The organism is Salibacterium lacus (genome assembly GCF_042684865.1).
GTDB classification, from domain to species: domain Bacteria; phylum Bacillota; class Bacilli; order Bacillales; family Marinococcaceae; genus Salibacterium; species Salibacterium lacus.
Map to the genome: position 1 here is coordinate 1,438,952 of NZ_JBHUML010000002.1, position 22,658 is coordinate 1,461,609.

Consider the following 22,658-nt stretch of genomic DNA (forward strand, 5'->3'; position numbering starts at 1 on the left):
CACATCACCGCCAAATTTCTTTTTTCCTTTCCAATACTTGGCGATAATGAAAACGCCTATATGTCACACACTATAACCAGAAAATTAACGAAGAAAGAATGATGGATGATGAGAAAAACAATGATACTGGCGATGGTCCTGTTCTTTCTGGGCGCAGTGGAAACAGGGTCTGCTGAAGCAGAGGAAGACCCGGAACAGGATATCTACGCCGAACGCATGGCACTTTACAAAAATATGGAATCCGTCACTCATATCCCATGGTACTGGCTGGCCGGTGCTGATGCGTATGAAAGAGGAATACGCCGCGCCGGAAACGACCGGGAAGAAGCGGAGGGGGTTATCAGTATTTATTATTCCCCGAAAGAATGGAGCGGGCCGCTTAATCCCGAATTTGATGCAGAGAACCCGGTGGCTGTTTCCATGTTTAACGGGGCCGGTCTGGACGGTAACGGTAACGGCACCGCTTCCCTGTCCGAAGACGCAGATGTACTGTACACGTTCGCACACTACCTTTCGGGATACGGATATGACGATAACAATATCCGAAAAGGACTGTGGGATTATTATAAACGGGATCAGGCCGTGCGCAGCATTACCAACCATGCCCGGATCTACCGGAAATACGGGACGCTTGATCTTGATGAGCACGCATTCCCTGTACCGCTGCGTTACAATTACAGTTACAACAACACGTGGGGAGACTCCCGGGGCTGGGGAGGCCGCCGTATCCACGAAGGAACGGATATTTTCGCGGACTACCGCACCCCGGTTCGTGCCACATCCTATGGTGTTGTGGAATTGACAGGATGGAATAAATACGGCGGCTGGCGGCTCGGCATCCGGGACCTTACCAATACGTATCATTATTTCGGCCATTTAACCAGTTATGAAGAAGGATTGGAGAAAGGAGATATTGTCGCCCCCGGAGAAACGATCGGGTATGTCGGAAGCTCCGGGTACGGCCCGCCAGGCACCGAAGGAAAGTTCCCCCCGCATCTGCATTACGGTATGTACCGGGATAACGGATACAGCGAATGGTCGTTTGACCCATATCCTTCCCTGAAGTCATGGGAAAAACAGGCGAAGAAAGAGGCTTGAGGGTGAAAAAGGGCGCTGAGGTCCTTCCCGCCGATAAAATGAAATAAGCGCCGATATCAACTTTACGCGGCGCATTTATATAAAAAGGGCTGTCCTTTTTGAAACAGGACAGCCCTTCCTCTATGGTGCGTTATCTGCGTTCTTTGGTCTTTTTCCGGGCAAACAATATGCTTGAAATAAGTCCACCCCAGATAATGACCATACCGAGAATCATCATGAATATTGCTCCGCCTGTCATGTCTATCACGCCTCCTTGTCCGCTTCCGTTTCGGGGTTACGTCTCCAGCGGATAAGAGCCAGTATAACACCGATGACCAGGGCTGCCGCCGGGACGGACCAGCCGTTTGTTAAGATGAACATATCGGGATAGCCTTCATAGTTACCATTTTCAGTATCAAACTGCTTCATTAAATTCTGCCGGAACAGGTCGAACATCATGTACCCGAGCACAATCGGTGTGATGATACCAAGACACAGTTTCCACAATCCGCCGACCCGGATATCGGAAATACCGTTGGCGTGATCCTGGAGCACACCGAGTCTGCGCATAAACCAGGCAATGGTAATAACTTCCACCAGACCGAGCAGGGCCACACCGAACTGGTTGATGAAGTAATCCGCTGCATCCAGGAAGTACAAACCGCCGCGGGTCGCATACAGCAGCGAAATCAGTGCAGCCAACCCGCCGCCGAACAGAACCGCCTTGCCGCGGGAAATGTTTAATTTCTCCGACAACCCTTTTACATAGGTTTCCGTAATGGAAATTAACGATGAAAGGCCTGCCAGGGTGAGTGAAGCGAAAAACAGAAAACCGAACAATCCGCTCAGTACCGGGAACTGGTTGATAATCTGTGGAATAACCACAAAGGCGAGGCCTATTCCGTCTGCTGCTACATCTTCCACCGGCACACCGGACTGGGTGGCCATAAAGCCAAGCGCCCCGAAAATACCGATTCCCGCGAGCAGTTCAAAGCTGGAGTTGCTGAACCCGGTAATAAAGGCATTGTTCGTAATGTCCGATGTTTTCGGAAGATAGCTGGAATACGTAATCATAATCGCAAAAGCGATCGATAAACTGAAGAAAATCTGACCGTACGCTGCCACCCATACATCTCCGTTCATAATCGCCGTGAAGTCCGGTTCAAAGAAGGCCTGCAGCCCCTGCACGGCTCCGGGAAGCGTCACTGCACGGATAACGATAATAAGGAAGATAATACAAAGTGTCGGAATGAAAATCCGGTTCGCAAATTCAATTCCCTTTTTCACGCCCCGGTAAATGACACCGAGTGTCACCGCCCAAACGATGATAAGCGGGATCAGAATTCCCGGAACGAGGCCGCCGACCTCCCCGGGGTTTGCTCTTTGCAGAAAGTCCTGAAACAGGAATGTTTCCGTATCCTGCCCCCACTGCAGATTGAAGGAAAAAATACTGTACGATATCGACCAGCCGATGATAACCGCGTAATACGTTGAAATGACGAACGCAACGATTACCATCCACCAGCCGATCCATTCTGACTTCGGATTCATTCTGGCATAGCTGAGCGGTGCGGATCCGCGGTATTTATGACCTATAGTAAATTCCATAATCAAAAGCGGAATTCCCGCCGTCAGCAGGGCAAATAAATAGGGAATGAAAAAAGCTCCGCCTCCGTTTTCAAACGCTGTTGCCGGGAAACGCCATATATTTCCCAGACCGATGGCAGAACCCACCGCAGCCAGAATAAAACCGGCGCGTGTCCCCCACTGCTCTCTCATACTCATGACTTTGTCTCCTTTTTACGTAATGATGTTCTTTGTCGATATATGCAGAAAGTACGGATTAACAAAATGCGTTTCTATCCTCCTTCGCTGCGTTGTTTTCTGATAATTCATTGTATTATTGTAATTTTTTCTGTGACATTTGTCAAAACAGTTTTCATTCCATCGTCTGTTCTTCAAGGGCCGGTTCTTCGGTTTCTTCCTGCTCCCGGGTTTCACTGGTTATATCTTCTTCCTGTATGACCGCCGGGGCAGGCATGTCGCCGTCTCCTGCATTGTAAAACTCCGGCACTTCTCCGGATATGAAAGCTACGCCGACAGGAATGGATGTCGCCACTACTGCGGTATCGGTCGCAAATGGAATGACGACCCTGACATCGACCTTGATATCAATCGATACTCTAACGTACGTATTGTTGATGCCTGACTCGATAATCGATTCACTCATCGAAGCTTTCACGTGACCGATGGCGCTGAAGCGCACCGGAACACGGGGGCCGAGCTGGGCAAGCAGAGCATTATTGGTAGCCTGGCCCAGCGGAATGACATGAATAATCCCGTCTTCGGTAAACTGTTCTGTATCCAGTTCCTGCTCAATTTCCTGAGGCAGTCCGAGGTCTTTAATATTTCCTTCCTCCATCATCTGCAGATACCGCTGCACCCGCATGACGGATTCGGACTGCACCCGGTTGTACATTTTCGAATTAAAGTTAATGGAAGATACATTGCCCTGGTTATCATGCTGCATGTCGATAATATCTTCCACATCAATGTTTTCCACAATTTTATTCGAAATGGCATCGTTAATCGCCTGGGTCGCAAGCTTCTGGGTTTCTGTATGGGCGATGGCCATCAACGTCGGCCGTATTCCTTTTTCGACCAGTATCAGTCCCTGTACCGTGAACAGCCCGAATAGAACAAACGATATCAAAAACACATACCGGAAAGGGAGCGGTCCTCTGAGAAGCCGTGGTTTCCTGAAAAATCGTCCCCGTTTTTTCATGGGTGCCCCGTCCTCCTTTACCTGCTTCATGTATATGCAGATAAAGGGGGATTCAATCCATGATTTACTATTTTCGTTCGAGTGTCAAAAACGTATGGGGAACTCTGTTTCTTTCATCCAAAACGCCCTGCTCTTCATGAATAACGCGCCATTCTTTTTCTTCCCATGCGGGAAAATATGTATCACCGTTGAAATGATCATGAATCATCGTAAGGTGCATCCTGGAGGCCTGCGGCAGCAGCTCCTCAAACAATGCCTCTCCGCCGATAACAAACAATTCTTCCTTTGGATCCTCCTCGTCCAGCGCCTTGACTTCTTCGATGGAATGCACCAATTCACAGTCCGGAGCATCCAGAGCAGGGTTGGAAGTTACGACGATGTTCCGGCGTCCGGGGAGGGCCTTCCCAATCGATTCGAATGTCTTCCGTCCCATAATGACAGGACCGCCGTATGTGACCTGTTTAAAGTGTTTGAGATCGTTTGGCAGGTGCCACGGCATCGAGCCGTCCGCCCCGATCAGCCGGTGTTCATCCATCGCGGCAACAAAGCTGATCATATCGAGACCTCCCCTTTGATATGTGGATGAGGATCATACCCCTGCAGTTCAAAATCATCAATGGAAAAGTCGAAAATGGAGTCGACTTCCGGATTGATTTTCATTTCCGGGAGCGGACGTGGTGTCCGTTCAAGCTGCTGTTCCACCTGCTCCACGTGATTCAGATAAATGTGGGCATCGCCAAACGTGTGGATGAACTCATATGCTTTCAATCCGCATATCTGCGCAATCATTTTTGTCAAAAGCGCGTAGGATGCAATATTAAACGGCACACCGAGAAACATATCAGCACTGCGCTGATAGAGCTGACAGGACAGCTTCCCGTCGTGCACATAGAACTGGAACAAACAGTGACAGGGAGCGAGGGCCATGTCTTTAATTTCCGCTGCGTTCCAGGCGCTTACAATCAGACGGCGGGAATCGGGATTTGTTTTGATCTGGTCGATTACCTGTGAAATCTGGTCCACCGTTTTTCCGTCCGCCCCTTCCCAGGAACGCCACTGTTTACCATAAATCGGTCCCAGATCGCCGTCTTCCCCGGCCCACGGCTTCCAGATACGGACGTTGTTTTCTTCGAGATACCGGTTGTTTGTATCTCCTTTCAAAAACCACAGTAACTCATGAATAATCGAGCGCAGATGCAGCTTTTTTGTCGTTATGACCGGAAACCCTTCTTCGAGATTAAAGCGCATCTGCCAGCCGAATGTGCTGATTGTGCCGGTTCCCGTGCGGTCTTCCTTTTGAATGCCGTGATCAAGAATGTGACGGCACAGGGTTAAATATTGTTCCATCCCTCTTCCACCTTTCAAAACTGGTATACATCCATCTCCTGTTCATCATCTTCGTCGTTGGCAATTGTAATATCCATGCGAACCGACAAGTCTATGTCATAAGGTTCAAAGACTGCTTCGCCGTCCTGTTCCATAATTCGTATAACCGGTCTCCACGGGAGGTTTCTGTTTTGTCGCACGACCACCGCTTTGCTTCCGTTGCTTACATTGACACTCACTCCATTCGGATAAAGCGCAATAACTTTCTGGAACGCCGCAACGATCTCATTGTCAAAAAGGGTGCCCGCCCCTTGATACAGAATTTCAAGACCTTCATGGGGCAGCATTGCTTTACGGTAGACCCGGTGGGAAGTTACCGCGTCAAATACATCAGCCACCGCCATCACTTTCGCATAGTCATGGATATCTTTCTCGTGCCTTCCATGCGGATAGCCGCTCCCGTCGATACGTTCATGATGCTGAAGGGCACAGTGGGCGGCAAGAAGCGGCACATTAGGCATATCTTTCAGAATATAATACCCGTCCGTTGTGTGCTGCTTTACTACTTCAAACTCTTCATCCGTCAGTTTTCCCGGTTTATTCAACACTTTCTCCGGAATTGTCATTTTTCCTACATCGTGCAGAATAGCACCAAGGCCGATTTCGCGCAGCGCTTTCTCCGAATAGCCAAGTTCCAGCGCAAGACGGAGCGTATACACGGTAACCTGAAGGGAATGTGTGAATACATAGGAATCATAAAGCAGCACATCCGACAGCAGTCCGATAGCTTCGTCGTGGCTTTTTACGTCACTCAGGACCATATCTACAATGCTTGAAAACGTCCTGCTTAAATTTTTACCTTTAAAAGAGCCGGCCAGGTTCTCTTCCCTGCCGATCCAGCTGAACTCTTCTTTCATTGTCTGTACAGCTTTAAGCCTTGTTTCATCCCGAAGCGGCTGCTTCACTTCAATATCATTAGTAAGTGGATCTTCGACATAAATATACGTGAACGACTTATCCTTCAAGCGTTTAATGAGTCCGGACGTTAACTCCACCCCGTCTTGAAGCAGAATCTTCCCCTCGTCATCGACCAAAGCCTGTCCCAGCTTTTCGCCGGGTTGTAGAGACTGGACCCGTTTAATCCTCATTGCAGCGTCACTCCCTTTTCTCCCCAAATCCTCTCCTGAGCAATCGATTTATCCATCTCTTTGCTTCAGTGCAGCTGCCAGTACATCCCGCATCATTTCCGGCATATAGTACGTTTTGGGACCGCACTGGGCAAGGCCCGGAAATAACGGGCCGAAGGTGAACATATCCGCTGTGGCAAGTTGATATGTCTGCTTTGGGTCGAGGGGCTCCCCGTGAATCAGAACAGTCTTTATATATTCTCCGGTTTCCCTTTCTTCCCAGATGAGATCCAGGCCCGAAAAAGCCATTCTTCCCATCATTTCTCCGCGGAACCCTAGACCTTTTACCGGAAGATGAATCATTTTTTCCGTAAAAGCAGCCAAAATGGTTTCTTTCAGCACAGCTCCCGGTACCGGCAGGACACAAGGGTTAATCGGATGCGGACAGAGACGGTGAAGGTCTGCACGACGAACCGTTCCAGCCTGCAGAGACTCCAGCAGCAGACCGGAATTGACCATGGAAATTTCTGCACGGCACCATTCTCTCAATCCTTGGGCCAGCTTATCGGCAAAAGGAGAAGCGTTCGTCCAGGATACCGGCAGAGGCTCTTCCATAAAAGCTACTGCGCTGTGCATCGTCTCTTCCGCATCGTTTTTTAATTGTTGCAGCAGATGATTGGTATCGTTGTCAGGTTCTTCCTTACTGATATCGACAGCTGCCCCTTCTTTGTTTACGAGTTGATTCGTATCTTTATCAAACTCCAGCTTCACCTGACCGGCATAGTATCCACTTTTTCCGCACTGGGCGATCAGTGTATCATTCAGCAGAATGGATGTTTTCAACAGGTGGTGCGTGTGAGCACCGAGAATGACATCGATATCTGAGTACGTGCGGGCAATCTCTTCGTCCTGGGGATAGCCGAGATGAGAGAGAAGGACAACGGCATCCGACTGGTGCTTAACCTCTGCAATGAGGCCGGGGAGAATATCATAGGGATCTCTCACATCCCAGCCCAGTTCACGGTAGAACGGGTAAAAAGGAACGGTCATCCCAATCAGACCAATCCGCACCCCTTCTTTTGTTTCGACAATCTCATAAGGCTCAGCCCAGGAAGGGAGATGCCCGCTTTCATCAAAAAGGTTAGCCAGAAGCACCTTGAAATCTGCTTCTTCGTATAATGCTTCCAATTCCTTTTTAGACAACGTAATCCCTTCATTATTGCCGATAGAAGCATATTGTATGCCGGCTTGGTTGAGAAGCGCCACATTTCCTTTTCCCCGAGTCGCTTCTGTTACAGGATGAACTCTGTCCGCATGATCTCCCAGATCAAAAAATAGAGCGGTTTCGTCTTTTTTTTCATGAAAACGACTTCGTTCTTTCATATAGGACACCGCTGCCGGCCACTGCTCCAGATTACTGTGCAGATCATTCATATGGTATAAATAAATAGGTTGTATAGAAGACAATAACGTGCACCGCCTTTTTCATAACTGCCGCGTGATGCTAGGTTCCGGTTACTCCCTGCCATATTAAACGTATGCCTATAACCACAAGAAATATCCTGAGGATAAGGACAAGGGTATTGCTTTTCAGGCGCTGATTGACAAAAGCTCCCAGTTTCGCTCCGACCCACGCCCCTGGGATGAGTGCCAGCACGTACAGCCACTCCACATTCCCAAGGGTGATGTGGGAAACGGAGCTGGTCAGTGCGGAAAGTAAAACGAGAAACATGGAGGTGGCCACAGCCGTATGGGGAGGAAAGCTGAAAAGAAGGATCATGACCGGTACCATCAAGGAGCCGCCGCCGATACCGAACAGACCCGAGCACATCCCCACAATAAAAGCAGTCAGAACCCCTGTAACCGGCTGAAAGCCATATTCTTTTTCGTTTCCGTCTGCATCTATGTATGTCCTGCGGATCCCTTTCCCACGCACCTTCATCGCAGGAAGCCGGTTGCGGACAATCAGAATACATGATATAAGAATCATGAATATGCCAAACCAAACAAGAAACGGTTCTGTTTCCATACCCTTATTCAGCCAGACTCCAGTTAATGCCCCCGGACCGCTTCCGATAAAAAATACAGCCCCGGCAACATAATCAACTTTTTGTTGTTTCATGTAGGCAAGCGTGGACGAGAGGCCGGTGAATATCATAATCAACAGAGACGTACCGACTGCCGTCTGCGGCGTAATATGGGAAAAAAATTCATGAATACCGCTGTATACCATCAACGCCGGTACGACGATAATACCGCCGCCAAGCCCCATCAGGCTTCCCAGCACCCCCGCCGCAAGACCTGTCACCAATAACAGGAGCCAAACCATAGTCATCCTCTTTTCTTCCATCTGCCGTCCTTACGTTTCCTCGTAAAGGATTCATTATTCTATTCTACTATGATTACATATCATCAAACAATGAAATTTGCCGTGGAGCCAGCCCTTCATAGGAAATACCGGCAATCTTCAGAAATGTTTCTGCATTTGGTGCGGCATGTCTCCCGGAATTATTATTAAAAATAAAATAAATATTTTCCGTTTGTTTTTCCAAATGCTGCAGCCGTTCATACCATGCTTTCAACTCATCATAGGAGTAATTGTACAAATATCGGACACTCCGCCAATTCTCCCCCTGCACCGGACGTCTCCATGCTTCCTTATTGCGGCCGTGAAGGCGTACGAGCGTTTTTTCAGGATCCGTCGCCCGCAGCACAAGCGGCACCGACCCTTCTTCGATCTGTGGTTCGTCACAGATGCTGTGAATCCACTCTTCCTGCTGCATGAATTCCAGTGTTTTTTCTTTCCACTCTTCGTTAAACCAGGACGAGTGACGAAACTCAAGCGCACATGGAAAACCTTCCAGTTCTTCCCGGACGTAGCGCAGGTATGCCACATTTTCTTTATTGCATTCAAACCACGGAGGAAACTGACAGAGGACCATCGCCAGCTTACCCGCCTGCTGCAGGGGGTCAAGCGATGCCTTAAAAGCAGCAAACATTTCTTTTTTGGAGGAAAAAGGGATCTCGCCGCGTTCGTGCCCGGTCATCCCCTGATACGCTTTTACAATGAACGAAAAACGCTCCGGCGTCTGCCGGATCCATTTCTCCATATTTTTCAGCGGCTGTACAGCATAAAACGAGGCATCGAGCTCCACCACCGGAAAATGAGCACTGTATTCCTCCAGTTTTTCCTGCTGCCGGATTCCCGGCGGATACAGCCGGTCATGGTCCCCCCAGCCAGTCAGTCCTGTCAGAATCATACCAGTCTCCCCTTATGTATTAATATGAAAGGAAAAAGCGAACCCTTCGGACGGGTCCGCTTTCTCACAGTGTTCGTCTATTAACCGATGGAGCCTTCCATTTCGAAACGGATTAGGGCAAATAGGCTAACAGTTTCACTTCTTGTCAACAAAGCGGATATGTAGGGGTTTTTAATTTTTCTTTTTCACAACTCATTGTACTACTTTTACCCATGTCGGCACAAAATCGGCACGTGCCGATTTGAGTTTCTTCCATTGTATAAGTGATAATATGAATTAAAAAGGAGCGATGAACATGAACATCAGTAAAATCAGAAGCGCCCTCTACAAAATCAGCCGGATCCTGGGTGACGTCAACGCCGCAAAGAAAGGAACGGTCGGCAAGCGTATTGGGAGACGTGCAGCAGGAAAAGTAACTGGTAGATTTTTGGGGAAACTATTTAAGTGAAGCAGGGGAAGAACCCCTGCTCTTTTTATTTCAGGCCGCGCTTTCTTTCTTCACCCATCAGCCGCATAAGATCGGCATACGTCATTTTATCGTTCTCGATCTTATCCACCCAGGACTGCCCGATCGGGTTACGCTGCTGTTTTGGGTTTGCCCACCTTTTGATTGTTGGCAGCCATGCCGCTTTTGTGTTCCCGTCAATCACTTGATTCATGTCGTCGTCCTCCTTAGATTTCACGTCTTTGTAAGGTATATCAAAGTATTCACAGAGAATCTTGGCATGCGTCTCTGCTACACGTTGGCGGTAGGACTCTTTATCAGAGCCAAATATACCTTGAAAATCGCCGTCATCGTCCATAAAACCATTTTCCGTTAGCACTGCAGGCATGTTGGTTTCCCGTGTGACATGAAGGTTTGTCCAGCTCCCACTCTCTCCGGCGTGTATGCCGTTTCCATGTGTTTCAAAACCTGCTTCCTCCATACGTTTTGCAAACAACTCAGCGAGCTTTCTGCCCTCTTCTGAGGTGCCCCAGTAAAAAGCGCACACGCCGGAACCACCTCCTGCGTTACCGTGGATACTCCAATACAAATCAACGTCGCGACGATTGGCCGCGTCAGTACGAGTGTCCAGGCTGACTTCTTTGCTGTTTGGCGGCTGCGGCAACCACACAGAAAAGCCATGCCGTTCCAAGATATCCTGAAGCCGCATGGCCACATCAGAGTTAAATTCATGTTCTGGGTAAGATTTACCCTTTCGGTGAATTCCTTTATCGGGTGGAAATGTATCGGAACCATGACCAATATCGACCGCGACCATTGGCATAACTTACTCCCCCCTGTCTTTATTGTTGAGGTACTCATCATCTTTGAAAAGCTCTATCGCCTTTTTGAGTGGTTTAGGAACCGGCATGCCCAGACGCCCTAGATTCTCACTGATACTGATAAACTCATTGACCAAGTAATAAATAATAGTGGCCGCCATGACAGAAACCTGCAGCTCTCCAATCGCTAATGGCTCCCCCATCTGGTCCAGGTACACCACATCTATCACATGGCCAACAGCAACCAGGGCAAAGATCATAATCTTTTTAGGGATTCCCCAGAACCCCACCTGTGCGTTCAGCTTTCCTTTATACCCTGCTGCCACCACGCCACTTACATAATCCAACGTCACAAAGAAAAGGAGCGCTCCAAGAAGAACGCTCCACCCACCAAATAAATAAGAAAAGACGACCGAAACGGCCGCCGTAATACCTTTTGCGTAATTAATCATCATGTCCATTATTAGCCTCCTTTTATAGAATAAAAAAAGAACCCTAGCTATGAGGGCTCTCAGTTCTACTATTTCTATTCAGTCCCTTTCGAGCAACATATAGAATGACTATAATTAAAATACCCAAAGGAAATGCAGCGTACTTTAGTATCTCTTTTCTAAATATTGATCTTTCATGTTCACTGGCAACCTTCGTATTATCTACTTCGATTTCTCCGTTACCGGATGTGATGTTTATATCACCAGCTCTGACTGTATTGTTTTGTTCTTTTAAGTTCAACCAAGCACTGTCATCAACTGCTTCAAGATTCTGCACGACTTTCTTCAGACCATCAAGACCCAGATACGGATGATAGAAAGCAGACAAATAGGATTTTGTAAGAGTAGACCGCTGCCCTATTTCTTCTTTCATACGCTCGAAGGAAGACTGCTCCCCTTTCTCGATATACCCCAGTGTTTCTGGATAAACTGTCATACCATGGAGAAAAGATGGCTGAGATTCATATGGGGGAGCATACTGCCCTTCCCATGTGGTGTCAGTTAACTGTAATTGCCCTACGTAAGAACTAAAATGCTCGGATACGACTTCATACCCCTGTTGCGACATAGCATAGTGAGGTGCTTCAAATGCCAATGGATATAATTTGTGATCCGTCAACTCTTGAATGCCCTTGTTAATTACTCCTTCGATATATTGTTTTTCAAAGGTTTCGGCTTCCTCTATATAACTGCGATATGCTTCATCCGTTCCAAAGTCGTTTTTCGTCTTTGCGTCTTCAGATGATGGTTGGTATATAGGCCGATCATTTTCGACATCCCAGAATTCAAAACCTTCCCCTGTTTCTGTATCTCTATACTGATGTTCATATCCATGAAGCACCATACTTCCGCCGTGATTCTGCATATATTGTAAGGTATCAATCAATTCCGGTGAATCAGATAAATGAACGGTTTCTCCCGTTTCATTTGTATGAACCGGAATAAGAGAAACCATGTACGGAATGTTCATTTCTGCTAAAAATTCCGCCTGAGATTGAAGTTGCTTGGGATCCGATAATGGATCAACGTCCTCCAACCGAAGATATTTAACAAGACTTTTATTCTCTTTTTCGAAATAAGCGGCCAACGATTCGGTAATTATCTGACCAAAGGGTGGAGAAAATGTTTCTCCGGAGAAATAATAGTTACCTCCCGAATGAACTACAAGTGGAACGCCTTCACTCTTTGCGGTGACGGTTGCCTTGTCATCTTTTCTGATGTCATACACAATTCGTTCTTCTGGTAAGGTCATCGACATGTCCGTCCTGCTTGAAGAAACATTACCATTAATCAGCGTTTCGCCTTCCCATTCTAAAAAAGAAAAACGCTGCTTCAGTTGATCTGCATTATGGCCAGCCGCATAAATCTTTCCCTGATAGTTTTTCAGCACGTTTATCATTCTTTCAGACAACTGCTTTGGAACGCCGCCGTAGTAGACAAGGTGACTGTAGGAGCTCACCTCTTTTTCTTGCAGCTTGTCATCCGTTATCAATGTAATATCATCAGTGAACTGTCCAAGCAAAGCGTCCAGCATTCTCACTTCTTTCATCTGCTCTTGGTTTTTCAAGGAGTGAACGAGTAGCACACTTGGTTTTGTGTCATGGCCTTTCTCAGCAGAAACAGTAGAATGTCCTATAAGAAGCAATACGCTGGCAATGATAAAGACCCATTTATACATAGTTTTATCCTTCATCTTTCTTCCTAGTTTTCATTTATTTTACTACAGATAGATCATGCCCAACAAGTCACCCTCCTTCATATTGGTGTAAATTCACCTGCATCCATGCTTCACAATCGGAAGAATAGTAGTTCTGTCGAGGTGTCCAGCTATCCCGGCGTATTTGTGTACCAGCCCATATAAATGTTTCTTTGAATTGCCTACCTACTGCACCTGCGGCAGCCTTCTCAATCAACGGCCATTCTTCTTCCGCATTTTCAGGCTTCAGTACAAAACCTGCAAAATAATGCTGCTTCACAAATGGATAGCCTAATTCCAGCCACGCATAAGGATATACGTTGACATGTTGATCATTTTCACTTGTCACCCAGTCATAGTCTTCAATTTGAATAAAATCAAGCTGATTGTCGTTCCACACATAGAATGGCGTGTTCACCGTTTGCATCATCACTGGAACACGCTCTTTATCAAGAACAGAAGGAGGGAAAAACAGTACGGTGTATCTTGAATCTTCATACTCATTGGCAATTGACTTCATAAACTCCGAGTAATCACCAAGATAGTGTTTCAATTTCTTCCAAACTTCTATATTCTCTTCAGTTGCTATCGTTTTTGATTCTTCATAGACAGGAAGCTGCTCCCCCGTCTCTGATTCATATCTGTTCAAAGTGTTAGGGGAATAAAAACAAGGCGGCTGTCCTTCAAATGGTTGATTAACATCACCCGGCTGAAACTCTTGCCACCAGTACCATGGTTCACCAAGCTGTAATGTCACTTGCATACCTTCAGATTCAACAATATCTAATATCTCTTTGCTTATTTTTCTGATATACGTTTGTACAGCTTCATTATTCGGGTCATAGAAGTTGGTGGGTGGTTGCCAACCTGTTGCTCCCGGCTGTCCATCATACATAAGCTGTTTCCAGTCATCAGGCATCTGCAAGTGTTCCATTGAAACGGAGATAATAATTTCATCAAAGTTGTTCAGCTTCATATGCTTCAGAAAACTTTGTAACCACACTCGGAACGGTTCATTGATGCCTTTTGTTGTATCAATCGTTTGTACGTTGTAACCTGTACTTTCCTCACCTTCTTGACCTACTTTATTGTGAAAGTGTGAAGCACCAATGTATAAATTGATCAGCTTTTCATAGCCAAGTGTGTTCATCTGCTCCATTAACCTTTTTGGGTTTTTATCGTACTCATCATCAAATCCCTCTGCTGGACGGTATACAGTACGTGGCATTGGCTCAGGCTTTGTATTCAACTCCCCATTTTCCACCTCTATACCGGATAATGTAATAGTAAAATCATCAGTTCTCCCTGTAAGAACACGACTTCCCTCTACATAATAATCAGGGATAATAGAAAATGTCATTTTAGATATGGTTGTAGGGTCAATCATCGTCTGTAAATCAGGGTGAGTACCTTCGTATAGGTTATTAAAATCCAACGTGTACTTCTCATGAGTATTGTAGGTATAGGTGATATCAACATCAGCATTATAAGGAATGCCGCCTTCTTTTGTATAAAAAAGACCATTTACATAGTCCATATCATAATCTTTGCCTAATTCACCTGTTCCACTCCTTGTCTCGGTACTTGTAGATCCATCTGGATTCTGCACAGTTACTTCTTTCGTCCACTCTACCGTTTCACTACCTACATCAATCCACGGATGAGACAACTCAATTTCTCCATCAAATAGAAAGGAATCTGAGCCATCGTTTTTCTGTCCATACAAGCCAAGTGTGACAATATATTCTGTACCATCCTTTGCTGTCACATTCATCGAAGTTTTCAATGTCTGATCGTTGAAGTGTGCTACTTTTCCGGTATATTCAGGCACAAAAGAGAATGTCACATCGGTGTAGTCGTAATTGGTTGTATATTTGTAGTGATCATGAGTGTTCACATCTTCACTTTGATAATACACACCAATATAATCACCCTCTGTTGTAAAAAAGCCAGTCATCACAAGGTTTCCACTATCGGTAGTGGTCAATGTACACATACACTCAAAGTTGAATACTGTACGCCACAAATCAGGGTCAAAACGTTGATATATAGCCATGTTATACCCTCCCGAATGCAAGCATACAGAATTGTTGCCCACTGCCAGAAGGAGCATGGATTTTGCAACCAGTATAGACGGGAATATCCTGGAGTGTAGATTGAATATATTCAACGGTCGGTTGGATAGATTCAGAGCCAATCACCGTACAGTTGATGACTGGTTTTGTTTTGAATGGCACGGAAAAGTCAATTGTCGTCTCTTCATTGCTGAATGGAACAGTCACAAACTCTGTCCATACATTCCCACGTCTAATACCTGTATCTGTCTCTTGCTTCAACATAATATCTGCAATCAAACGGTCGGCAGAGGGTATCATTTCCTCTAATGTGACCGTTCGTTGTACACCATTGCCATAAGGTACGATAGTCGTTTCAGTGACCAGCATTTGAAAACGAACGTCTAATTCTTCATCTATCACAAGAACTCTATCACCTGTGCCTATATCTTTCTCGAGAAAATCAACGTCCACCTCATAGCTGATTTTCGGATCTTTGTTTCGTTCAAGATAATCTTTAGCAGCCTGATACAAACTCTGCACATCAGCGATATTATCAAAGCTGACAGATGCTTCACGCGGAAGTTTATAGTCACCAATTGTGTCAGCATCAATGTATAGATTGCCATTTGTATCAGGGTGTTCCTCTAGTGTGAGACCATCAGAGCCATATGGGTAAAGCCTAGTAATGACACTCTTGCCATCTATAATACGTGTGACTTGGTTTGTGTTTTTGCGGTTGTGTATCAACTCTGCTACACTTTCACCCTCAGCAGGAAGAAGTGTAATAGTAAACATGCCACTCGAATCAGGTAAACCAGTACACACACGAATGGCATAGATATCTTTCACTAGTTCATCAATGATAGAAAGTTTTGCCCCTTTGGTCTGTGGAATGTTCACTTTAAATACATCGCTTAATTGACTTTTAGCCTGAAAACGTGTTCCATTCAGTATACCGGCTAACACATCGGCAGGTTTGCCATTCTGAACAGATGCAAAATTAGGCTCAAATGCATCCAATAGCTCAAACATAATATGTTCAGCCTGCACCGATACATAGTGTTGTTTTCCTTGTGTATATTCCTCAATAATGCGGATGATAAAGACAGTATCATTCCATCTCACAAACCTACCTTCCCTGATTTGGTCATAAAAGGTGGAATCTCTAGGAAAATTAAATTGAAAGGAACAGATATCATTCTTTTTGTCGTCCATTTCCGCATCAAAGAAGTCCTGGATGACAGCAATGCCGTTACTGTTAAAATACTCTTCATACTCATCATAAAGATATATGTAATCTACATTTGCCATGCTGCATACTCCCCTTTCTATACATATCGCTCTCTGTAAGATAGGTTTAATGAACCTGAAACATCGCCGTCTATGACGACTTTTGATGTGTTGATATTTAACTGTAGAAAGTCACCACTACTATTCATCAATCCATTTGAACCATTGTCATCAATAGTAAAATTGATAAAATCAATCGTCATGTAGGTATCATGAGAGCTACTATCATAACTGAATGTACTCTCTGAACCATCTTTCTGCACTGTTTTGATGGTGAATGATCCTGCTGTACCAGACACAGTAATTGTAAATCCGGTACTTTTTGTGCCGTAATACTCTATAGGTATCTCCTGTGGCAAGGAAAGGGCATCAAAATACTTTTCAATAGAATTTGCACTCTCATAATATGGACTTGCGGCAGTAATTGAAAACTCAAACTCTGCCGCATTGTGGCTTCTTTTGGTGATACTTATTGTACTCTGCAAAAATACTTTCAATCTTCTGTTTGACCAGGCATCAAATTCAATGTATACCTCTTTCTGGTCACCATTTTCATCTAAGAATAACCTCTTAAATTGGTCGATCTTCTCCATATAATCTGAACCTAAAATGAAACATGGAATAGAAAAGGAACGGACGCCATGCACCGTTCCATAATACACACTCCCACTTGTATTCAACTCCTGCATATATTGCCGTAGCTCAGGAAGAATGGCATACTCCATATCAGAAGTTGGATACACACCATACTGGTTTTTGATATCAAAGCCATCTATCTTCATCGTCTGCCACTCCCCCTTTTTCTATTTTCAATTTGCCTGAATAAATCTCTGGATATTTTCTCTATGTCAGCTTCTTCACGTACTGTTAAATTCGCCCCTTCCATCATGCCGCGGAAGTTATTCATCTCTGTTGTTCCGCCTGCACCACCATTCATATCAGGTGTAGCAACTGATGGCATACTTGGTGTAGCTGCTTGTGCCATCCTATCACTGGCTTGCCGGATCTTCTTCTGCATAGCTTCCATGCCAACCACAAGACCTTCACCGGTGAAACGGCCAAGTTCAGCCGTAACTTTTGAAGGAGAATTGATGTTCAATGCACCTTGAATGCGGTCTTTGATTCCATCAGCTATCTCTTTAGCTTTGTTCCATACCTGACTTGCCATCTCAGAAATACCGTTCAGCAAGCCCTGTATTATATCTCTTCCAATTTGAGTTAAATTAATAGAAGATAAGAATGATTTTGCTTGATTCCATATATTCTGAATGGAATTTTTCGCTTCAGTCATCTTACTGCTGACTGTGCTTGCAATACCAGAAAGAGCAGATGAGAACCAGCTTTTTATGCTGTTCCAGATAGACTGTATGGTAGTTTTCACGGTATTAAATACCGTTTGAGTAGTGTTTTTAATCGTATTCCATGCTGCAGTAAGTGCATTTTTTATAGCATTAACTGTAGTGGTAAAGGCAGTTTTAATACCGTTCCAGATGGTCTTGATAGTATTTTTGATAGCATTGAATACTGTAGAAGTGATATTTTTAAGGCGTTTCCAGCTATTTTGGATGAAAGTTTTAATAGCATTTACAGTGGTAGTGAAGACTGTTTTAATGGCTTTCCATATTGTTTTGATGGTGGTCTTTATTGCTTTCATGACAGTTTTTATGATTGTTTTGTATAGCTTGAAATACTGTTTAATACCAGTCCATATACCCTTTATAACGGTCATAACAGCCGTTTTAATGGCTTGCCAAACCGTAGATAGAGTATTTTTAATAGCATTCCATACGTTTTTTGCCTGCGTGCCAAGATTCTTAAACCACTTCACAATATTATTTACCCACTGTGGCAATGTCGTGGTGAAAAAGTCCATTGTTGCCTGCCATGCTGTCTTTATGGCTTCCCATGCCTTATTCACAACATTTCGGAATGTCTCAGAACGTTTGTAGGCTATAACAAGTCCAGCAGCCAAGGCGGCTATCGCGGCTATAACGAGTCCTACTGGACCAGTTAAAACGGAAAATACCGGACCTAGTTTTGTGACAACGCTAATGATATTACCCACAGAGGATATCAGCGTTCCCATAACCACAAGCAAAGGGCCAATGGCTGCGGCTATACCTCCAATGGCTATGGATATTTTCTGAGCTGTAGGACTTAAATCGTTGAATTTGGATACTAATTTGGTAACTAAAGTGGTCGCTTTCGTGACGATAGGTTCTAAAGTACTTCCTAATTCAGCCATTGATTGTTTAAAATTTGCTTGCGCTTCCTGGGATTTAACCAGTTCTTCATTATTCTTTCTGTACTCTTCATTAACTTTAGAAAGTCCACTGTCAGCAAGGGTCTGTAGAACATAGTTCTGTGCATTTCCATTCTCCGTTGCCTTTTGAAGCCCTTGATTAAACTTTTCCATGTCTATCCCAAGTCGATCAATAAGCTCTGAAAATGGACCTACAGCTTTTCCTGTCGATATCGTCTCTTGCAATCCATCAGCGAGTGATTCCATTTTCAACGTATCGGGGAATTTTACAACCGCACCAGAAAGAGCATCCATAGCCTTTGTCATGCCCTGTTGGTCAAAGCCAGACGCTAGAAGATTAGACAAGGCTTCAACATTTGCATTGGTATCATCAGATACTCCAGAAAGGCGTACAAGAGCATCATTCATTGCATCTGCTCCTACGCCTGCCTGTTCAGCGTTGGTCTGCAACTTACTTAAGTTCTGCCTATATTCTTCTGTACCTTTGGTGACTGCTCCAAGTCCTGCCAGTATTGGACCTGTTAAAAAGCCGGACATTTTACCTCCGGTATCCTTTAATCCATCTCCAATACCTTTCATTTTCTCGCTTGCGTTCTGCATTTTGTCAGCAAATTTATTGGCTTGTTGCTGAGATTCTTGCAGTTTTGTTTCAAATGTAGATAGTTTGGATTCTGTTTCCGTTATCTCTCTTTGAAACGACCGGTACTGCTCTTCTCCAATTTCGCCGCTTTCAAATTGTTGCTGCACCTGGCTTTGTGCATCACGTAACTGATCTAATTTTGAAGATGTATTCTCAACCTGATCAGCCAGCAGTTTTTGTTTTTGTGCAATCAAATCAGTATTGCCGGGATTGAATTTAAGCAGTTTATCAACGTCTTGAAGCTCACTCTGGAGATTCTTAGAACGCTTATTGACGTTAGATAGAGCCTTATCAAGACCTTTCGTCTCGCCATCCAGTTCTATCGTGATACCTTTGATTCGTTTTGCCATTATTCCACCTCCTTCCTCTTTTAGAAGGCGTCAAAATCCTTCTGTGTAGCCCTGCGTACACTATCTTGCTGTTGCTGTTGGTCTTTCGGCTTGTTCCACTCAATGTAGGTATCTACAATGTCCAAAGCCATGCCAATAGTTATTTCATCCAACTCAAAATACGATAGTCCAGCCTGTTTACACGTCATAAAAAAGGAATCGGTAGTGATTGGCTCACTGTCCGATTCCTGATCTGTCACTTTTTTTTACCTTCAATGGAGTTTGTAATAAGCTCCTGGATCTCCACCAAAATATCCATAAGAGGGAATGTTTCAAACTCATCTAACCATTCCAGCGGCTCTGGGATAGAGATATCTGCTGTTTTTGCCATGACCCAACAGATATTGTAGAACACTTCCATGTCTAGCATCTGCAGCTCTTCATAGCTCAATTGCTGATTTTTCTTCACATTAGACAGTTGTTGCATCTTCATGATATCCACGAAGAAATCCTGATTGAATTGCTTTTTGTACCTGAGGGGCGTTGAACCTTTGGATTCAAACCGTATCTGTTTGCCGTCTATCTCTATTGTTTTTTCCATATTGTTTTATCTCCTTTATTATGCAGTCGTAAAGTTGGTTACGCTATTTTGTTTTAGGTTGTTTCCAGCAACGTCTTTAATATTTTGAGTTGCAATAGCAGTATAATCCGTGGTCGTTGCGAGTTCTGAATCAGGTGTAAGTGTCACCTCTGTTTGGTCAGCGTTCAGCGACAATGTACTAGCAACTTCAGCGCCTGTATCATCATTCAGGAAGAAATTAGCGCTTGTTACATCAGCTTCACGGATTGCTTCAGAGAAAGTCCAGATAATATCAGTTGTAACTGCCACAGAAGCACTTCCATCACTAGGAGACACTGTTACGGTTGGTGACGTAGTGTCTTCTTTCGGTTCATATACTGAATCATACCAAGCATTATACACAGATGCTGTCGTACTTCCAGTAGTCGATACCTTCACTGCTCGATCTTTTTCCCGCGGAGAAGCGATGAATGTTAGCTCCGTCGTTGATGGTTCTACGGAATCTGTCTTTGTACTACCTGTCAGGTTCGGACGGGATACTGTACAGTTGTACATCAGGTGTCGTACTGCTTTTTGGTCGCCGTCAAATTCAAACATGAAAGCAATATTTTTAGGTTTTGCGTTCTGTTTTTCAATCAGAACAGAATCATTTGACTCCATTTCTTCTGCGAGCACTTCCTGTTTAAACTGTTCTGTAAGTTTTGCAATCGTCAATGTTCCGTTATAGCCTTGGTTGTTTGATGCGCTATAAAACAACATGTCATCAGCATAAAACTCTACTGGGTCACCACGAACCTCAAGGGATAGTTCCACACTTCCCGGTAAAGGTTTAGGTGTTCCATATGTTACTTCACCTGTACTTTCATCTTCACTTATCACTGCATAATGGGAATTTTTTAGTCCAAAAACTACTTTGTTTTCAGGCATTCAAATCACTCCTATAGAATAAATTCGTTGAAAAAGTTTCTCCGAGTCGATATAAACTTCATCTTCGACCTGGAAAGGTAATTCGTTGTCATTCAAAGCGTCTTCCAGCGCCTGTTCCGCTGCGACGTCTTTCTTGTCGGTGTACAATTCAATGGTCGGGTTCCTAACGGCATGATACACCTTGTTATCTGCTATGAGATTGTTTGATTCATCATCCAAGTAGACGATGAACGGCGGCGATGGTGCAGGTGTGGACGCCGTGTCTACAAAACGACTATGAGCGACTGGAAGACCGCTGCTTTTTAAAGCGCCGATAAATTCCAATAACGTCATCCTCTAATCGCCCTTTCTATACGATTTTCGAACTCTTCGATCGCTTCCTGCTCCACTGGTCGGATATGTGGTTGAGCCGGAACACGACCGCCGCCGCGTTTGGCATGACCTTTTTCGAGAAGGTGTGTAAGTTGATAGTCCGTCTTGTTGTGTACCACCCAAGCGTTCCCGACCTTTTTCGCTCGCCATCCTTTTGCGTAATCGCCAGTCAAACTTGGACTGGTTCGTTTCAGCGTCTTGGCTGATTCCTTAGCAACTTTTTTCTTTGCTTCGTCTAATTCTTCGGTAACTTCATCCGTATACTCAGAAAGCGCTTGGCTGATTTCTTTTTGCAGATCAATCATGTCCCCACATCCTTATCACAGACTAATTGGAGTTTATCTCCGCGCTCGTCCACGTCCATCACGTTGTATGTCGTGTCTTTGTGTTTCAGGGACGTTTCGCCGTCATACTCAAATGAGTAGATTTCAAAACGCTTCGACGGTTTCAACCCTTGTTGTCCGGCTTCGTATCGCTCGCTTGTCGTGACACGCATCCGATTAGCATAGACTTTCCTTTTGATCGGTTTTTCGATCGGGTTGCCGTAATCGTCATACTCGATTGTTTTCGATATGAGATAGATCACGTCGTTATATCGCATCAGGAACCAGCCGCCTTGTAGTCGCCGTATAGGCTGAGGTGCTGCTTCAACATAACGTATGATTCGTAAAATCGCCCGGCTTCGGGGTTATCATAGCCGAAATTAGCCTTCGCATACGTCTTGATGGCCCGTTTGATAATGGCATCCGGTTCGTCCATATTGACCAGTGACTCTTTCACACCGGCCTGGACGAGGTCAATCTTAGCAGAGTTGATCAGTTCCTGGACTTCGCCCTTAATCCCCTCATCATTCGTGGTGATGCGTAAAGCGGCTTTCACTTCTTCCAGCAAGGGCATGATCAATCACCATCCAATTCCGCCTGTGCTTTCTCGGCTTCTTTCTTCCCATTCACTTTTTCGCCATTGGACAGTTTGTAATAGCCGCCGCCGGCATGTTTGGGGTATTCCCCTTCCGATGGAGAAGGAGGTTGCTTACTCTTTTGCTCCAGGAATCCTTTTTCGGCCAAAAAAGAGATCCTATCCCCATCGGAATGGGAATAGGTGTCGCCTTTGGAATACGGTTTGTTAGCGTCGGTTTTGTCAAAAAACGCTCTAATCACTTTTCGCTTCAC

25 protein-coding genes are annotated in these 22,658 nt (G+C 45.0%); 2 read left to right on the top strand and 23 right to left on the bottom strand.

From position 1 onward, the window contains the following. Positions 1–108: 108 nt before the first annotated feature. The gene (locus ACFSUB_RS08155) at positions 109–1,098 is read left to right on the top strand and encodes a M23 family metallopeptidase (protein WP_380713216.1); all 990 of its coding nucleotides are present in this window, start codon (positions 109–111) and stop codon (positions 1,096–1,098) included. A gap of 130 nt (positions 1,099–1,228) precedes the next feature. On the opposite strand, the gene ACFSUB_RS08160 is transcribed toward ACFSUB_RS08155, so the two are convergent. The 9 genes from ACFSUB_RS08160 to ACFSUB_RS08200 all read right to left on the bottom strand — a co-directional run bounded on the left by ACFSUB_RS08160 (position 1,229) and on the right by ACFSUB_RS08200 (position 9,575). Beyond that, entirely contained in the window at positions 1,229–1,336 is a 108-nt protein-coding gene (locus tag ACFSUB_RS08160; RefSeq protein WP_380712682.1) for a methionine/alanine import family NSS transporter small subunit, read from the bottom strand. Positions 1,337–1,341: 5 nt separating this feature from the next. Beyond that, the gene (locus ACFSUB_RS08165) at positions 1,342–2,862 is read right to left on the bottom strand and encodes a sodium-dependent transporter (RefSeq protein WP_380712684.1); all 1,521 of its coding nucleotides are present in this window, start codon (positions 2,860–2,862) and stop codon (positions 1,342–1,344) included. Positions 2,863–3,016: 154 nt separating this feature from the next. After that, positions 3,017–3,862 (bottom strand): sporulation protein YunB, encoded by an 846-nt coding sequence (yunB, locus tag ACFSUB_RS08170; RefSeq protein WP_380712685.1) that lies wholly within the window; start codon positions 3,860–3,862, stop codon positions 3,017–3,019. A gap of 67 nt (positions 3,863–3,929) precedes the next feature. Next, entirely contained in the window at positions 3,930–4,418 is a 489-nt protein-coding gene (locus tag ACFSUB_RS08175) for a dihydrofolate reductase (protein WP_380712686.1), read from the bottom strand. Then, positions 4,415–5,209, bottom strand: coding sequence for a thymidylate synthase (locus ACFSUB_RS08180; protein ID WP_380712687.1), 795 nt, complete (start codon positions 5,207–5,209; stop codon positions 4,415–4,417). Before ACFSUB_RS08180 ends, ACFSUB_RS08175 begins: the two co-directional genes overlap by 4 nt. Before the next feature lie 14 nt (positions 5,210–5,223). After that, positions 5,224–6,336, bottom strand: coding sequence for an HD-GYP domain-containing protein (locus ACFSUB_RS08185; protein WP_380712688.1), 1,113 nt, complete (start codon positions 6,334–6,336; stop codon positions 5,224–5,226). Between the two features lie 48 nt (positions 6,337–6,384). Continuing rightward, positions 6,385–7,782, bottom strand: coding sequence for a bifunctional metallophosphatase/5'-nucleotidase (locus ACFSUB_RS08190; protein ID WP_380712689.1), 1,398 nt, complete (start codon positions 7,780–7,782; stop codon positions 6,385–6,387). A 37-nt stretch (positions 7,783–7,819) separates the two neighbouring features. Next, positions 7,820–8,644, bottom strand: a complete 825-nt coding sequence (locus ACFSUB_RS08195) for a sulfite exporter TauE/SafE family protein (protein ID WP_380713217.1) — start codon at positions 8,642–8,644, stop codon at positions 7,820–7,822. A gap of 73 nt (positions 8,645–8,717) precedes the next feature. Further along, positions 8,718–9,575 (bottom strand): DUF72 domain-containing protein, encoded by an 858-nt coding sequence (locus ACFSUB_RS08200; RefSeq protein ID WP_380712690.1) that lies wholly within the window; start codon positions 9,573–9,575, stop codon positions 8,718–8,720. A gap of 295 nt (positions 9,576–9,870) precedes the next feature. On the opposite strand from ACFSUB_RS08200, the gene ACFSUB_RS08205 reads away from it, so the two are divergent. Beyond that, a complete protein-coding gene (locus tag ACFSUB_RS08205; RefSeq protein ID WP_380712691.1) occupies positions 9,871–10,023 on the top strand; it encodes a hypothetical protein in 153 nt (50 codons plus the stop codon). 25 nt (positions 10,024–10,048) lie between these two features. Here the strand turns inward: ACFSUB_RS08205 and ACFSUB_RS08210 are convergent, their stop codons facing one another. The 14 genes from ACFSUB_RS08210 to ACFSUB_RS08275 form a co-directional block, all read right to left on the bottom strand. Beyond that, positions 10,049–10,843, bottom strand: a complete 795-nt coding sequence (locus ACFSUB_RS08210) for an N-acetylmuramoyl-L-alanine amidase family protein (protein WP_380712692.1) — start codon at positions 10,841–10,843, stop codon at positions 10,049–10,051. Between the two features lie 3 nt (positions 10,844–10,846). Beyond that, entirely contained in the window at positions 10,847–11,302 is a 456-nt protein-coding gene (locus tag ACFSUB_RS08215) for a phage holin family protein (RefSeq protein ID WP_380712693.1), read from the bottom strand. A gap of 34 nt (positions 11,303–11,336) precedes the next feature. Next, positions 11,337–13,025 (bottom strand): DUF2334 domain-containing protein, encoded by a 1,689-nt coding sequence (locus ACFSUB_RS08220; RefSeq protein ID WP_380712694.1) that lies wholly within the window; start codon positions 13,023–13,025, stop codon positions 11,337–11,339. Between the two features lie 52 nt (positions 13,026–13,077). After that, the gene (locus tag ACFSUB_RS08225) at positions 13,078–15,084 is read right to left on the bottom strand and encodes a non-contractile tail sheath protein (RefSeq protein WP_380712695.1); all 2,007 of its coding nucleotides are present in this window, start codon (positions 15,082–15,084) and stop codon (positions 13,078–13,080) included. A 1-nt stretch (position 15,085) separates the two neighbouring features. Then, positions 15,086–16,396: a phage tail spike protein gene (locus ACFSUB_RS08230; RefSeq protein ID WP_380712696.1), complete on the bottom strand. Its 1,311-nt coding sequence runs from the start codon at positions 16,394–16,396 to the stop codon at positions 15,086–15,088. A 17-nt stretch (positions 16,397–16,413) separates the two neighbouring features. Next, positions 16,414–17,157 (bottom strand): hypothetical protein, encoded by a 744-nt coding sequence (locus ACFSUB_RS08235; RefSeq protein ID WP_380712697.1) that lies wholly within the window; start codon positions 17,155–17,157, stop codon positions 16,414–16,416. Next, positions 17,154–19,628 (bottom strand): phage tail protein, encoded by a 2,475-nt coding sequence (locus ACFSUB_RS08240; protein WP_380712698.1) that lies wholly within the window; start codon positions 19,626–19,628, stop codon positions 17,154–17,156. Before ACFSUB_RS08240 ends, ACFSUB_RS08235 begins: the two co-directional genes overlap by 4 nt. Positions 19,629–19,863: 235 nt before the next feature. After that, positions 19,864–20,208, bottom strand: a complete 345-nt coding sequence (locus ACFSUB_RS08245; RefSeq protein WP_380712699.1) for a hypothetical protein — start codon at positions 20,206–20,208, stop codon at positions 19,864–19,866. Between the two features lie 18 nt (positions 20,209–20,226). Continuing rightward, positions 20,227–21,114, bottom strand: a complete 888-nt coding sequence (locus tag ACFSUB_RS08250; protein WP_380712700.1) for a major tail protein — start codon at positions 21,112–21,114, stop codon at positions 20,227–20,229. Beyond that, positions 21,115–21,447 carry a hypothetical protein gene (locus ACFSUB_RS08255; RefSeq protein WP_380712701.1) on the bottom strand — a complete coding sequence of 111 codons (333 nt, stop codon included), beginning with the start codon at positions 21,445–21,447 and terminating at the stop codon, positions 21,115–21,117. Beyond that, entirely contained in the window at positions 21,444–21,791 is a 348-nt protein-coding gene (locus ACFSUB_RS08260) for an HK97 gp10 family phage protein (protein ID WP_380712702.1), read from the bottom strand. Before ACFSUB_RS08260 ends, ACFSUB_RS08255 begins: the two co-directional genes overlap by 4 nt. Next, entirely contained in the window at positions 21,788–22,087 is a 300-nt protein-coding gene (locus ACFSUB_RS08265; RefSeq protein ID WP_380712703.1) for a phage head closure protein, read from the bottom strand. The genes ACFSUB_RS08260 and ACFSUB_RS08265 overlap by 4 nt, the downstream gene beginning before the upstream one ends. After that, the gene (locus ACFSUB_RS08270) at positions 22,087–22,383 is read right to left on the bottom strand and encodes a head-tail connector protein (RefSeq protein ID WP_380713218.1); all 297 of its coding nucleotides are present in this window, start codon (positions 22,381–22,383) and stop codon (positions 22,087–22,089) included. The genes ACFSUB_RS08265 and ACFSUB_RS08270 overlap by 1 nt, the downstream gene beginning before the upstream one ends. A gap of 2 nt (positions 22,384–22,385) precedes the next feature. Then, on the bottom strand, positions 22,386–22,658 hold the full coding sequence (locus ACFSUB_RS08275; RefSeq protein ID WP_380712704.1) for a hypothetical protein: 273 nt from the start codon (positions 22,656–22,658) through the stop codon (positions 22,386–22,388).

What these genes read in the sequence shown, in the direction of transcription:
- yunB (WP_380712685.1), bottom strand. Translation starts at nt 3,862, where the DNA reads ATGAAAAAACGGGGACGATTTTTCAGGAAACCACGGCTTCTCAGAGGA.
- ACFSUB_RS08200 (WP_380712690.1), bottom strand. Translation starts at nt 9,575, where the DNA reads ATGATTCTGACAGGACTGACTGGCTGGGGGGACCATGACCGGCTGTAT.
- ACFSUB_RS08165 (WP_380712684.1), bottom strand. Translation starts at nt 2,862, where the DNA reads ATGAGTATGAGAGAGCAGTGGGGGACACGCGCCGGTTTTATTCTGGCT.
- ACFSUB_RS08175 (WP_380712686.1), bottom strand. Translation starts at nt 4,418, where the DNA reads ATGATCAGCTTTGTTGCCGCGATGGATGAACACCGGCTGATCGGGGCG.
- ACFSUB_RS08245 (WP_380712699.1), bottom strand. Translation starts at nt 20,208, where the DNA reads ATGGAAAAAACAATAGAGATAGACGGCAAACAGATACGGTTTGAATCC.
- ACFSUB_RS08230 (WP_380712696.1), bottom strand. Translation starts at nt 16,396, where the DNA reads ATGGCAAATGTAGATTACATATATCTTTATGATGAGTATGAAGAGTAT.
- ACFSUB_RS08255 (WP_380712701.1), bottom strand. Translation starts at nt 21,447, where the DNA reads ATGACGTTATTGGAATTTATCGGCGCTTTAAAAAGCAGCGGTCTTCCA.
- ACFSUB_RS08160 (WP_380712682.1), bottom strand. Translation starts at nt 1,336, where the DNA reads ATGACAGGCGGAGCAATATTCATGATGATTCTCGGTATGGTCATTATC.
- ACFSUB_RS08225 (WP_380712695.1), bottom strand. Translation starts at nt 15,084, where the DNA reads ATGGCTATATATCAACGTTTTGACCCTGATTTGTGGCGTACAGTATTC.
- ACFSUB_RS08250 (WP_380712700.1), bottom strand. Translation starts at nt 21,114, where the DNA reads ATGCCTGAAAACAAAGTAGTTTTTGGACTAAAAAATTCCCATTATGCA.
- ACFSUB_RS08270 (WP_380713218.1), bottom strand. Translation starts at nt 22,383, where the DNA reads ATGCCCTTGCTGGAAGAAGTGAAAGCCGCTTTACGCATCACCACGAAT.
- ACFSUB_RS08235 (WP_380712697.1), bottom strand. Translation starts at nt 17,157, where the DNA reads ATGAAGATAGATGGCTTTGATATCAAAAACCAGTATGGTGTGTATCCA.
- ACFSUB_RS08205 (WP_380712691.1), top strand. Translation starts at nt 9,871, where the DNA reads ATGAACATCAGTAAAATCAGAAGCGCCCTCTACAAAATCAGCCGGATC.
- ACFSUB_RS08210 (WP_380712692.1), bottom strand. Translation starts at nt 10,843, where the DNA reads ATGCCAATGGTCGCGGTCGATATTGGTCATGGTTCCGATACATTTCCA.
- ACFSUB_RS08155 (WP_380713216.1), top strand. Translation starts at nt 109, where the DNA reads ATGAGAAAAACAATGATACTGGCGATGGTCCTGTTCTTTCTGGGCGCA.
- ACFSUB_RS08195 (WP_380713217.1), bottom strand. Translation starts at nt 8,644, where the DNA reads ATGGTTTGGCTCCTGTTATTGGTGACAGGTCTTGCGGCGGGGGTGCTG.
- ACFSUB_RS08215 (WP_380712693.1), bottom strand. Translation starts at nt 11,302, where the DNA reads ATGGACATGATGATTAATTACGCAAAAGGTATTACGGCGGCCGTTTCG.
- ACFSUB_RS08180 (WP_380712687.1), bottom strand. Translation starts at nt 5,209, where the DNA reads ATGGAACAATATTTAACCCTGTGCCGTCACATTCTTGATCACGGCATT.
- ACFSUB_RS08220 (WP_380712694.1), bottom strand. Translation starts at nt 13,025, where the DNA reads ATGAAGGATAAAACTATGTATAAATGGGTCTTTATCATTGCCAGCGTA.
- ACFSUB_RS08240 (WP_380712698.1), bottom strand. Translation starts at nt 19,628, where the DNA reads ATGGCAAAACGAATCAAAGGTATCACGATAGAACTGGATGGCGAGACG.
- ACFSUB_RS08260 (WP_380712702.1), bottom strand. Translation starts at nt 21,791, where the DNA reads ATGATTGATCTGCAAAAAGAAATCAGCCAAGCGCTTTCTGAGTATACG.
- ACFSUB_RS08185 (WP_380712688.1), bottom strand. Translation starts at nt 6,336, where the DNA reads ATGAGGATTAAACGGGTCCAGTCTCTACAACCCGGCGAAAAGCTGGGA.
- ACFSUB_RS08265 (WP_380712703.1), bottom strand. Translation starts at nt 22,087, where the DNA reads ATGCGATATAACGACGTGATCTATCTCATATCGAAAACAATCGAGTAT.